The sequence below is a fragment of the Flavobacterium sp. TR2 genome, from assembly GCF_025252405.1.
Classification (GTDB): Bacteria; Bacteroidota; Bacteroidia; order Flavobacteriales; family Flavobacteriaceae; genus Flavobacterium.
Genome location: NZ_CP104307.1, coordinates 1,780,713 through 1,793,310 on the forward strand (window position 1 = coordinate 1,780,713; position 12,598 = coordinate 1,793,310).

Sequence of the window (12,598 nt, forward strand, 5' to 3'; positions counted from 1 at the left end):
TGGCTTAAATTTTAAACAATCAATTTTCAAACACAACTATTATGAGCATACCAGCAAATTTAAAGTACACAAAAGATCACGAATGGGTTAGCATCGAAGGAGATGTTGCAACAGTAGGAATTACTCATTTTGCACAAAAAGAGTTAGGAGATATCGTGTATGTTGAAGTAGAAACTTTAGATCAGACACTTTCAAAAGATGAGGTTTTTGGAACTGTTGAGGCTGTAAAAACAGTTTCAGATTTATTTTTACCATTAACAGGTGAGATCATCGCTTTTAATGATGACTTAGAAAGTGCTCCTGAAACAGTAAATTCTGATCCTTATGGAGCAGGATGGATGATTAAAATAAAAATCGCTGATGCATCAGAAATCGATTCATTACTATCTGATGAAGCTTATAAACAATTAATCGGTGCCTAAACAACTCTTATTAATTTGGGCAATTATCTGCTCTGGAATCATTTTTTATTTTTGTCTGACAGATTCTAGTAATATTCCAGTAGTCAATTTCCCAAGTATTGATAAAATTATACATTTCTGTTTTCACTTTGGATTCACTATTTCTTGGATTTTATTTTTCAAGAAAGAATTAAAAGGAAAAGAGGCTGATGATTATAAAGCATATTTGATTTCTTTTATATTTTCTGTTTTTTTTGGAATAACAATCGAAATTCTACAGAGTGCCCTTACGGTAACAAGAGCTTCAGATGTTGCAGATGTTCTAGCCAATGCGCTTGGAGCGGTAGTAGCAGTTTTTTCTGCAATAGGATTTAAAAGGCAAATCGATAAAATATAATTTTAGAAACCCACTTCGGTGGGTTTTTTATTACAAGAAAATCAAGCGTTTAAAAAGCTATGTTTTTTCAATTTAAAATGTACTTTTGTGCTGGTTTTCTGCAACTTCTATCAAAATGAATGTAAAGCAATATTTGGACTCTACGTATTTAAAAACTGCATCGCAAGCTGGTCTTTCGGAAGCAGAAAACACTGTTGTGGTCAAAAATGCAATTGCCGAAGCAATTCATGAAGGTTTCAAGCTGATAATGATTCGCCCAGAATATGTCGCTCTAGCAAAAAAAATGATTCTAGAAGCCAATTCTGTTTTATTGGTTGGAACGGTCATCGATTTTCCAGAAGGAAAGTCAAGTCTGGAAGACAAGATAAAAGAAGCAAATGAAGCCATTGCAAATGGAGCTGATGATTTGGATTTTGTCTGTAACTACGAAGCATTTAAAAATGGTGATTTCGATTTGGTGAAAAAGGAAGTCTTAATTGGAACACAAATCGGATTGGCAAATGATAAAACCGTAAAATGGATTATTGAAGTTGCAGCCCTAACAGATAAAGAAATTATTCAGCTCTCTGCCTTAATAAAACATATTGTGGTGTCTAATTTTAAAGAAGATGATTTTGAATCTGTTTTTGTAAAATCTTCTACAGGTTTCTACAAAACAGATAATAATCTTCCAAATGGAGCAACAGTTCCGGCAATAATTATGATGCTCGAAAATGCTTCGCCACTTTCAGTAAAAGCGGCTGGCGGTGTCCGTTCATTTGAAGAAGCGGCAGAAATGATTCGTTTAGGAGTAAAACGCATCGGCACTTCGGCTGCAAAAGCAATTGCCAACGGAGAAATTTCCCCAAATCAATATTAAATAAATCCCCCAATTTTAAGTGAATAAGTTTTTTTTATCCCTTGTTTTAAGTTTTTCGTTCTTTATTGTTTCTTCTCAGCAAAATGGTAGTTCTTCAGTTCAGCCAGGCTTCTCGGCAGAAAAATTTCCAGTTTTTCCTAACTGCGAAAATTTAGAAGGAAAAAAATTAGAAAATTGTTTTTATAAGGAAGTTCAGGATTTTGTGTTTAATAACTTTCAAGTTCCTCAAAAATTAAAAAACAATAATTATAAAGGAGCGGTGAAATTGCTTTTTGAAGTAAATGCAGAAGGCGAATTTAAGGTGATTTATGTTTCTGCAGAAAACGAAGAATTGTCGGAAGAAGCAAAAAGAGTATTCGGGACATTTCCAAAAATAAAACCATCAACATATAGCGGAAAACCAACGTATTCTAAATATACAATTTCTATTGATATTCCTTTAAAAAGTTCTGCACAACTTGAAGCAGAAGCTCTGGCCGCAGCAGAAATTTTAAAGCCAATTGAAAAACCTATGACAGAACTGGATAGCATTGTGTATAAAAAATACAATAATCCAGAATTTGAAAGCCATTTAAATATTCCATTTTCACACAGTTATTATGCGCAATTTGATGCTGAAATGAATCAAGTTGGGAGCAATAACCATACGGCATCTAAGCCTTTTACCTACGCTGAGGTTTCAAAATATTATAATTTGAGAGCGGTAAATGAGTCGCTTCAGAAAAAAACATCGACTTGGTTGGGAAGAAAATGGTGGAATGAAAACCTAGTGCAGATTCAAGGAGAAGATTATTGGTTTGCCTTAAATCCAATTGTCGATTTGCAAATGGGTAAGGCTTCAGATCTTGATGCGTCTTACACCTATGTGAATACTAGAGCGCTAAATTTCAGAGGAGGTTTAGGAAAACAAATCAACTTTACGACTACATTTTTTGAAAGCCAAGGAAGATTTGCAGGATACTTTAACGATTATGCAGAATCTATTAAGCCATCTGGAGGAAATCCAGCTATCATTCCTGGAGTTGGAATTGCAAAACGATTCAAAACAGATGCTTACGATTTTCCTTTAGCGGAAGCGAATATTACTTTCGCGCCAGGAAAAATATTTGATTTTCAATTAGGTTATGGCAGAAATTTTATTGGAGACGGTTATCGTTCTTTGTTGGAAAGCGATGGAGCAAGTCCGTATCCATATTTTAAACTAAACACTAAATTCTGGAAAATTAAATATACCAATACGTATATGTGGATGAAAGATGTTCGTCCAGAAGTAACAGCTGAAAAGACATACGCGACAAAATTCATGGCCAATCACTATTTGAGCTGGAATGTTTCGAATAGAGTAAACTTAGGTTTTTTTGAATCTGTAGTTTGGACTAATACTAACAACAGAGGTTTTGATGCTAATTTTGTTAATCCTATTATTTTTTACCGTGCGGTAGAATTTGGTTCTTCATCTAGAAGTGGAAACGCTCTTTTAGGAATTACTGGTAAATATAAATGGAATAACAGTATAAACCTTTATTCGCAATTTTTGATTGATGAATTTTCTGTTTCTGATGTTGGAGCTGGAAATCAAAGCTGGAAAAATAAATTTGGCTTTCAGTTTGGAGCAAAATATTTCAATGCCTTCAACGTAAAAGATTTATTATTGCAAGTGGAACTAAATCGTGTGCGTCCCTATGTGTACTCACATAGTGCCGTTATTACAAACTACGGACACAACAATCAGAGTGTTGGGCACCAATGGGGAGGAAATTTCAAAGAACTTATTGCAATTGCACGATACCACAAAGGGCGTTGGCTTGCCGATGCTAAGCTGACAGTTGGAACTAGAGGTTTGGATTTTGATACCGCTGCAGACTCTTATAATTACGGAGGAAATATTTATAAAAGCTATGATGAAAAACGCCCTTACAATACGGGAGTAAAAATAGGTCAGGGAAATAAAACGAATGTTTTTATTGCTGATGTTCAAGGAGGATATTTGATTAATCCGATGACGAACTTGAAATTGTTTGGAAGTTTAATTTACAGAAACTTTGATCCGACTCAAGAAACAGCAACAACTTTTAAACAAAGCACGACTTGGTTTAGCATTGGTTTGCGTTCAGATATTTTTAATTGGTATTTTGATTACTAGTCTTTTTAATAAGATTTTTCGAAATAATAGTGTTAAAGAATGCTGAGATCTTAATTTGTAAAGGTTTTATTGAAAAAAATCTATTTTTATAGGTTAATATTCTACAATCTAATTTGTACATTTGCACCACTCAAAAAAAATACACAAAATACAACGGTATTGAACGCTGCAAAAAATACATTATCAATCAAATCAATATTTCTAGATTTTAAAGAGATTACTAAAGCTGGTCTGGCTATTAGTGTGTTGTTTTCTTCTATCGCTGGATATTTATTAGGAGTAGATTCTGATCATCCTTTTAAATGGAGTGTTTTGGCTGTTTTGGCAATTGGGGGCTACTGTATGGTTGGGGCATCAAATGCTTTTAACCAAGTAATTGAAAAAGATATCGATTCTTTAATGGATCGTACCAAAAATCGTCCGGTTCCTTCTGGGCGTATGTCTCCAAAAGTAGCTTTGCTGGTAGCGAGTCTGCTTACAATTGTTGGAATATCGCTTCTTTATACGATAAACGCAAAGTCGGCAATGTTTGCGGCGATTTCTATATTTTTGTATACAAGTGTTTATACGCCATTAAAAACAGTTACTTCTTTATCTGTTTTTGTTGGAGCTTTTCCTGGTGCGATTCCGTTTATGTTAGGCTGGGTAGCGGCAACAGGCGAATTTGGTATTGAAGCGGGGACTTTATTTTTAATTCAATTTTTTTGGCAGTTTCCACATTTTTGGGCAATCGGATGGTTTTTGTATGAAGACTATGAGAAAGCCGGAATCTTCATGCTTCCGACAGGCAAAAAAGATAAAGGAACTGCATTGCAGATTATATTGTATACAATTTGGCTTATAATAGCATCGTTATTGCCTGTGTTAGGCTTTACAGGACAATTATTTATTTCTCCAATTGCGGCAGTTTTAGTGTTTTTATTGGGGGTTTGGATGCTTTTTTATGCCGTTCGTTTGTATAAGCTAAGAACTGCGAAGGCGGCGAGAACATTAATGCTGGTAAGTGTTTCCTATATCTCGCTTTTGCAAATTGTATTTATAGTAGATAAATTTTTAAGATAGTTATGGAAATGACATTAAAAACAAATGAAGAACAAGTAAGAAAATCAAAATCAGCAAAACTGATTCTGCTTTTCGCAATGGTTAGTATGACCATGATGTTTGCTGGTTTAACAAGTGCATTTGTAGTAAGTAAATCGAGAGCAGACTGGTTGAAGAATTTTGAGCTTCCTTCAGCTTTCTATTGGAGTACAGCAGTAATTATTGCGTGCAGCGTTACTTTTTACTTGGCAAAAAAAGCCATTCAAAAAGACAATAGAAGCGCTGTTACAGGATTGCTTCTTGGAACTTTAGCTTTAGGAGTTCTATTTGTGGTATTACAATTCAAAGGATTTGGACAAATCGTTGCTGAAGGGTATTACTTTACAGGAGAAGGTAGTTCAATTACTACAACTTTTCTTTATGTGGTGACAGTTACACACTTGTTGCACTTAGCTGGCGGATTAATTTCACTTTTAATTATAATTTATAATCATTTTAAACAAAAATACAATTCGACTCAAACTCTTGGTATAGAACTAGGTGCGATGTATTGGCACTTTTTGGATTTATTATGGGTATATTTATTTTTATTTTTATATTTCTTTAAATAAGAAAAAAACGTAAATTTGGGAACTTTTTAACGAATATCTTTTATGGGAGCGACAGTTACTACTGCAAACAACGACGAAAAAACTTGGGGAGGCGGTCACAATGAGCCTTTAGGAGCAAGTTATGGTAAAATGATGATGTGGTTTTTTATCGTATCAGATGCCTTAACATTCTCTGGATTTCTAGGAGCTTATGGTTTTTCTAGATTTAAATTTATTGAAACATGGCCTTTGGCTGATGAAGTGTTCACTCACTTCCCATTTATGCATGGTGTTGCGGCTCCAATGTATTATGTAGCATTAATGACTTTTATTTTGATTTTTTCTTCTGTAACAATGGTTTTGGCTGTTGATGCAGGACACCAATTGAAAAAGACAAAAGTTGCTATCTATATGTTCTTAACTATTATTGGAGGTTTAATTTTCGTTGGTTCTCAAGCTTGGGAATGGAAAAACTTCATTAAAGGAGAGTACGGAGCGGTTGAAACTGTTGGAGGTAGCTTGCTTCAATTTGTGGATAAAGATGGTAAAAGAGTAGCTTTAGCTGATTTTGCTGTTAAATTGCCAGAACAGAGAGAAGCTTTAACAAGAAGCAAATCGACTTGGTTTATGGAAGATGCTCAGACGCTTCCTACTTACACAGTTGCTGAAGTTCAGGCTGGTTTTAAAGCTCACCCTGAAATTTTAATTAGAACAGAAAAACTTACAGATAAAAAGAAAAAGACAATCTTATCAAGAGAAGAATCTGAAAAACATTTAGCTACTGCTAAATATGTTGTAGAAGGAGCTAACTTGATCAGAAACGAGTACGGTAATAAATTATTTGCTGATTTCTTCTTCTTCATTACAGGTTTCCACGGATTCCACGTATTCTCTGGAGTAATCATCAATATCATTATTTTCTTTAATGTATTATTAGGTACTTACGAGAAAAGAAGAAGCTACGAAATGGTAGAAAAAGTTGGATTATACTGGCACTTCGTAGATTTAGTTTGGGTATTTGTATTTACAGTTTTCTACCTAGTTTAATTTTAGAATTTAATTATTATGTCACACGAGCACGTATCAAATACAAAAAGAATCTGGTTTGTTTTCGGATTGCTTTCAGTAGTAACTACAGTTGAGGTTATCTTAGGTATCTACAAACCTGCATCATTAGAATTTACTCATTTTATTGGTTTGAATTTGTTAAACTGGATTTTCTATATCCTTACAGTTTTCAAAGCATATTATATTGTATGGGCATTTATGCACATGGAAGGTGAAAAAAGCAGCCTTAGATGGTCTGTAGTTTCTCCTGTTATCTTCCTAGTTTTATATTTATTGTTTATTCTGTTGACAGAAGGACATTATATTTATGGGGTTTTTAAAGATTCTACTATTAAATGGAATTTTTAACATGATATTAATTCGAAAAGAGTCCCGATAACATCGGGATTTTTTTATTTTTGTACCTCAATAATTCTCCGTTAATATAATGAAAAAAAATATAGTTCTCTTTGTACTTTTTGTATTGCCAATTGTAGCGTATTTGTTTTTTGCTTCTGGTGTAAATAGTTTTACGACTCTTCCTGTAATAACACCTAAAGTGGCCGATTTTGGGAATTGGAATTCATTAAACGGAAAAAAAATCTCCCTTGATAAAAAAATTACGGTATTGGGTTTTTCCGGTACAAATATTCTTGAAAACAGAGGCAATTATTTTAATTTAAACGAAAAGATCTATAAACGTTATAATGGTTTTGAAGATCTTCAGTTTGTAGTGCTGTGTCCGACTGGAACTGAAGCAGAAGCCCAAAAAATTGTTGATGCTTTATCTCCTTTCACAGATGTTAAAAACTGGAACTTTGTTTTTGCTTCAAAAGAAGAAATTCAGAAATTTTATGATGGACTGTATTTAAAAGAAAAGCTGAATGATAATCTTGGAACTTCAAATGTTTATATCATCGATAAAGAGCGTAATCTGAGAGGAAGAAAAGATCCAAAAGAGTATAAGGAAGGATACGATACTTTTCATCCGTCTGAATTGAGCAATGAAATGCTGGATGATTTCAAGATTATTCTTTACGAATACCGCGCAGCTTTAAAGAAGAATCATAACGCTACAAAGCAACTTTAATATCATTTATAATGTTTAAGAACAAATCATATATTGGAATCTCTTTTATCATTTTGATTTTTGGGATTTACGCCATTCCTAAAATTGTTGATCGAGTTAAAAACGGTGACGTTGTAAAAGGAAATCGTTTGGATAATGTTGGAGCAAAATCTTCAAAAGAAACCAAACTTTTGACAATTGGTCCAGCGCCAAAATTTGAATTGACAAATCAAGACAATGTAAAGGTTTCAAATGAGACGTATAAAGGGAAAGTATATGTTCTGGAATTCTTCTTTACAACTTGTCCTTCTATCTGCCCAAAGATGAACATGAGTATGTTGGAGATAGAAAAGACCTTTTTTGGAAATCCAAACTTTGGAATTGTTTCAATTACAATTGATCCAAAACATGATACTCCGCAGGTTTTAAAAGATCATGCAAAATTGCTTGGTGTAAAATCATCTAATTGGAATTTCTTGACTGGAGACAGAAATGTAATTATGGATTTGTCTAATAAAGGATTTAATCTTTATGCAGGAGAAAATGATAAGGTGAGCGGAGGTTTTGAGCATTCTGGCCTATTTGCTCTGATAGATAAAGATGGAAACATTCGCTGCAGAAAAGATGAATACGGAAACCCGAATATTTATTATGATGGTTTAGACAAAAAAGGAGTAAGAGATATTCAAGAAGACATTAAAATTTTATTAGAAGAATAAAAATGGAAGATAATACTTTAGAGAAAAAATTTAGCAAATTCATTGTTGCGGTTTCGATTATAATTCCGGTTGTTGTGGCAATTTTGTTTGGGGTTAAATTAAAAGATTTTGGTATTGCTGTAGAGCCTTTATCGTTTTTGCCTCCAATTTATGCAACAACAAATGGTATTACAGCAATTGTTTTAGTTTGGGCTGTTTTGGCAATTAAGAAAGGAAATCAAAAATTGCACGAAAGACTGATGACTTTTGCTATTGCATTGTCGGTTGCGTTTTTGGTTATGTATGTAGCGTATCATATGACTTCAGATTCTACAAAATACGGAGGAGAAGGGGCAATGCGTTATGTGTATTTCTTCATTCTTATAACGCATATTTTATTGTCAATTGTAATTATTCCGCTTGTATTGATTACGTATGTAAGAGCGCTTGCAAAACGTTTTGACCGACACAGAAAAATTGCTAAAATCACTTTTCCACTTTGGTTGTATGTTGCCGTTACGGGAGTTATAGTTTACTTAATGATTTCTCCATATTATGCACACTAAAAATAAAATCCAAAAAGCAAGCGCCAAGTTTCAAAATATGTTTCTTGGAATTTGTATTTTTTTAATTGGAATTTCAGCAAATGCTCAATGTGCCATGTGCCGCGCTGCATTATCGGGAGATTCCAATATCAAAAAAGCTGAAGCAGTAAATGACGGAATTGTTTATTTAATGGTTATTCCGTATTTACTGGTATTAATAATAGGATATTTGATTTATCGAATGTACTCTAAAAAGAAAAAAGCAGTGTAATCACACTGCTTTTTTTATTTAAGTCCGTTGACCGAGACATTTACCGTTCCGTTTATTTTGATGAAAGCTATGATGGCCTGATTGGTTAGCTGTATTTTATCAAACTGAATGTCTTCCATTTTTCCGTTGACAAATACCCCTGGCATAGGCGAATAATTTTTTAGGTATCCTGCCATGCTTTTTTTGCCTTCCTCCAAGTTAGGCTGAATCGAATAGCGACAGCTTTCTTCCATTTTTCTAAGAATATACCCTTGCGCAAGCCAGTTTGCTGTACGCATCAATTTGCTTTTGGTATCTAAAACGTAATCTAATTTCTCGAAGTAAATTTCCTTTGTCTGAGCATTATATGAAGGGAAACCATTCAAATAAAGAGTTCCATTTATAGATCCTAAAACGTCTAGTGCAATTACCATTTTGCCGTCTTTATGCCAGATTGAAACATTTTTTACAGTTACTTTTTTGCTTCCGGAACCAAATTCCTGACCCGCAAAATTTTTAGTCATAATCTTAGAAGCATCGACATAGCTTGAAATCGCTGCAATATTGGCAGAAATCTGATTTGGTATTTTGGCTACAGGTTTCAGAACAATTTTGCTGGCGCTATATTTCGATTCAGGCTGTTTGCCAACGATAGTTTCCATGTTGCATTTCATGCCCATATCAAGCAGGAACGAGTCGTTTTTAAGTTTAGCGTTTGTAGAATATATTTCGATAGGAACAATGCGAAGCCAGCTTTCATATGTATCGCTCATTTGAAAAGGAGTGCAGATTTTTTCGACCGCTTGAAGAACATTAGGTTTAAAATCCATTGATTTTTCAATTGCTTCGTCTATTTTCTTTTCTAGTTTGCTTTTAAAAATAGAAATCGCAGGGTTTATTAAATAAGTAATCGGCATATTTTTGCCAAATATTGTCATGGTTGGGCTCTCGTTCCAATCCAGAGATTTGAATTCTGTTTTTGTGCTAAGTTTCCAGTTGGTTAAAGCAGTTTCGCTAGAAAGCGTTATAACTCCATTTAGGTTAAACTCTCTTACATCGTATAATTCTACTCCCAGTTTTTTGGTACCAATTCGATATTTAATATTCGCTTTAAGCGGTAAAACGGTTCTAATTCTTTTATCCAGATTTGAAGGGTCATTTTGAATTTTGATTGGAGCCTGTTTCCATATTTTCATTTCAATATCATCATCTTCGATATTATTGTCTTCGTAGATCAATCCATTTAATAAAGAATTGGTCTGATTTTCAATATCGCTCAATTTGATTGTAATAGGAAGGTTTATAAAGGAAGGGCTGCTGTCATAAATTAACGGACTGGCATCGTCTGGTTCAGGTTTTAATGTTTCTAATTTTTGAGCCGATGAACAGCCCGATAGTACTGCAAGTACTATAAACATTGAAATAATAGAACTAAGCTTCATTTAAGATGATTTTAAGACGAGGTAAAATTACAAAAACAATCATATTTTATTGAAAAAGTGTAACAATAACTAAAAATTGCAGTCTAATACAAAATAGGTAACATAATTATTAACTTTTTATTATCATAAATTACTTAATAATTACGTTATTATTGTCTAAAAAAATTAACAATACCATGATTGAAATCAAAGATTTGCACAAATCCTATAAGATGGGAAGTTCAGAATTGCACGTATTAAAAGGCATTAATTTTAATATAGAAGAAGGTGAATTAGTTGCGATCATGGGGTCATCTGGTTCAGGTAAATCGACGCTTCTTAACATTTTGGGAATTCTGGATGAAGCCGATTCTGGAAGTTATATTTTAGATAAAACGCCAATAAAAAAACTAAACGAAACAATTGCTTCAAAATACCGTAATAAGTTTTTAGGTTTTGTTTTTCAGTCTTTTAATTTAATTAATTACAAAACAGCATTAGACAATGTGGCAATGCCATTGTATTATCAAGGTATTAAAAGAAAGGAACGTTACGAAATCGCAATGAAATATTTGGAAAAAGTAGGTTTAGGTTCTCATGTTAACCACTTGCCAAACGAACTTTCTGGAGGGCAGAAACAGCGTGTGGCTATTGCAAGAGCATTAGCTTCTAATCCGAAGGTTTTGCTTGCCGATGAGCCTACAGGAGCGTTGGATACTAAAACTTCTTATGAGGTTATGGAACTTATTCAAGGTATTAATGATGAGGGAAAAACAATTTTGATTGTTACACACGAACCTGATATTGCAGCAATGTGCAAAAGAAATGTAGTCCTAAAAGATGGATTAATTATCGACGACAAAAAAGTAGAACAAGTTAGAGCTTCGTCTTATGTTTAATATTGAACGCTGGCAGGAAATATTTGAAGCCATCTCCAAAAATCGTTTAAGAACATTCTTAACTGGAGTTTCTGTGGCTTCCGGAATTTTTATTTTGGTAATCCTGCTTGGGGCAGGTAAAGGTTTGCAAAACGGAATTGAAAAGCAATTTGAACGTGATGCTGCTGGAATCATTGAGGTTTGGTCTGGAACAACTACTAAAGAATATAAAGGACTAAATCCTGGAAGACAAATTCAATTTCGCAATAGCGATTACAATCAATCCGTACAGAAATTTGAAGACAAATTAGACCTGAGAGCGTCGACTAATAATTATTGGGGGCAATCTTTTTCTTATGGTAAAGAATCTGGAAGTTATCAGTTTAGAGGAGTAAATCCAGATTATGGAGGAATAGAAAATTTAACCATAGTTCAGGGGCGTTATATCAATGCCAAAGATTTAGAAAGCAATGCAAAAGTGGCGGTTATCGGGATGAAATTAAAAACCGATATGCTTAAAGATAAAGAGGCGATAGGAGAAGAAATCCTGATTAACAATATCAACTTCAAAATAGTCGGAGTCTTTACCGATCCGGGTGGAGAGAGAGAAGAGACTCGCGCATATCTGCCATTGACTACGGTTCAGAAAACATTTGGTGGGGGCGATAAAATCTCCAATTTGTTTTTTACCTTAAAAAAGACAAGCGATTATGATGAAGCATTGGCTCAGTCAGAAAAGTTTACCCAAGATTTAAAAGACTTATTAAAAAGTAAAAATGTAGTAGCTCCTGAAGATGATGGTGGCGTGGGAGTTTATAATTCGGTTAAAGATGCCAAACAGTTTTATGACTTAAATTTATACATCAGGCTCTTTTTCTGGTGGGTGGGTATATGTACCATCATAGCCGGAGTGGTTGGTGTGAGTAATATTATGCTTATCATTGTGAAGGAGCGCACAAAAGAAATCGGGATTAGAAAAGCATTGGGAGCTTCGCCTTTTTCAATTATTACCATGATTCTTCATGAATCGATCTTTATCACGACCATTGCAGGTTTTGTCGGATTGTTGGCCAGTCTTGCATTATTGGAATTTGTTGGGCCTATGGTTCAGAGTGAATATTTCAGAAATCCTGAAGTAGATTTTAGTGTAGCTTTAACTACTTTGGTATTACTTGTTTTTGCGGGAGCAATGGCAGGATTTTTTCCAGCCTATAGAGCAGCCAAAATTAAACCTATTGTAGCACTTAGAGACGAATAAT

At 34.0% G+C, this 12,598-nt stretch carries 15 protein-coding genes; 14 read left to right on the plus strand and 1 reads right to left on the minus strand.

Going from position 1 to position 12,598, the window contains the following annotated elements:
- Positions 1-41: 41 nt before the first annotated feature.
- From gcvH to N4T20_RS08055, 12 genes are all read left to right on the plus strand, one after another.
- A complete protein-coding gene (gene gcvH, locus N4T20_RS08000; protein ID WP_260672518.1) occupies positions 42-422 on the plus strand; it encodes a glycine cleavage system protein GcvH in 381 nt (126 codons plus the stop codon).
- Positions 415-798: a VanZ family protein gene (locus tag N4T20_RS08005; RefSeq protein WP_260672519.1), complete on the plus strand. Its 384-nt coding sequence runs from the start codon at positions 415-417 to the stop codon at positions 796-798. Before gcvH ends, N4T20_RS08005 begins: the two co-directional genes overlap by 8 nt.
- A gap of 115 nt (positions 799-913) precedes the next feature.
- The gene (gene deoC / locus N4T20_RS08010) at positions 914-1,657 is read left to right on the plus strand and encodes a deoxyribose-phosphate aldolase (RefSeq protein ID WP_260672520.1); all 744 of its coding nucleotides are present in this window, start codon (positions 914-916) and stop codon (positions 1,655-1,657) included.
- Positions 1,658-1,676: 19 nt separating this feature from the next.
- Positions 1,677-3,800 (plus strand): gliding motility protein RemB, encoded by a 2,124-nt coding sequence (locus N4T20_RS08015; RefSeq protein WP_260672521.1) that lies wholly within the window; start codon positions 1,677-1,679, stop codon positions 3,798-3,800.
- A 159-nt stretch (positions 3,801-3,959) separates the two neighbouring features.
- Positions 3,960-4,862, plus strand: a complete 903-nt coding sequence (cyoE, locus tag N4T20_RS08020; protein WP_260672522.1) for a heme o synthase — start codon at positions 3,960-3,962, stop codon at positions 4,860-4,862.
- Positions 4,863-4,864: 2 nt separating this feature from the next.
- Positions 4,865-5,452 carry a heme-copper oxidase subunit III gene (locus N4T20_RS08025; protein ID WP_260672523.1) on the plus strand — a complete coding sequence of 196 codons (588 nt, stop codon included), beginning with the start codon at positions 4,865-4,867 and terminating at the stop codon, positions 5,450-5,452.
- A 42-nt stretch (positions 5,453-5,494) separates the two neighbouring features.
- On the plus strand, positions 5,495-6,478 hold the full coding sequence (locus tag N4T20_RS08030) for a cytochrome c oxidase subunit 3 (protein ID WP_008467364.1): 984 nt from the start codon (positions 5,495-5,497) through the stop codon (positions 6,476-6,478).
- 18 nt (positions 6,479-6,496) lie between these two features.
- Entirely contained in the window at positions 6,497-6,847 is a 351-nt protein-coding gene (locus N4T20_RS08035; RefSeq protein WP_260672524.1) for a cytochrome C oxidase subunit IV family protein, read from the plus strand.
- Between the two features lie 79 nt (positions 6,848-6,926).
- Positions 6,927-7,568: a hypothetical protein gene (locus N4T20_RS08040; protein ID WP_260672525.1), complete on the plus strand. Its 642-nt coding sequence runs from the start codon at positions 6,927-6,929 to the stop codon at positions 7,566-7,568.
- Positions 7,569-7,579: 11 nt separating this feature from the next.
- Complete coding sequence (locus N4T20_RS08045) at positions 7,580-8,266, plus strand: SCO family protein (protein WP_260672526.1); 687 nt, start codon at positions 7,580-7,582, stop codon at positions 8,264-8,266.
- 2 nt (positions 8,267-8,268) lie between these two features.
- On the plus strand, positions 8,269-8,811 hold the full coding sequence (locus tag N4T20_RS08050) for a DUF420 domain-containing protein (protein ID WP_260672527.1): 543 nt from the start codon (positions 8,269-8,271) through the stop codon (positions 8,809-8,811).
- Positions 8,801-9,061, plus strand: a complete 261-nt coding sequence (locus tag N4T20_RS08055) for a hypothetical protein (RefSeq protein ID WP_260672528.1) — start codon at positions 8,801-8,803, stop codon at positions 9,059-9,061. The genes N4T20_RS08050 and N4T20_RS08055 overlap by 11 nt, the downstream gene beginning before the upstream one ends.
- Before the next feature lie 14 nt (positions 9,062-9,075).
- Here the strand turns inward: N4T20_RS08055 and N4T20_RS08060 are convergent, their stop codons facing one another.
- Positions 9,076-10,482, minus strand: coding sequence for a DUF4403 family protein (locus tag N4T20_RS08060; RefSeq protein ID WP_260672529.1), 1,407 nt, complete (start codon positions 10,480-10,482; stop codon positions 9,076-9,078).
- Between the two features lie 176 nt (positions 10,483-10,658).
- On the opposite strand from N4T20_RS08060, the gene N4T20_RS08065 reads away from it, so the two are divergent.
- Both N4T20_RS08065 and N4T20_RS08070 read left to right on the plus strand, forming a co-directional pair.
- Entirely contained in the window at positions 10,659-11,360 is a 702-nt protein-coding gene (locus N4T20_RS08065) for an ABC transporter ATP-binding protein (protein ID WP_260672530.1), read from the plus strand.
- Positions 11,353-12,597 (plus strand): ABC transporter permease, encoded by a 1,245-nt coding sequence (locus N4T20_RS08070; protein ID WP_260672531.1) that lies wholly within the window; start codon positions 11,353-11,355, stop codon positions 12,595-12,597. The genes N4T20_RS08065 and N4T20_RS08070 overlap by 8 nt, the downstream gene beginning before the upstream one ends.
- The last annotated feature ends 1 nt before the right edge of the window (position 12,598 follow it).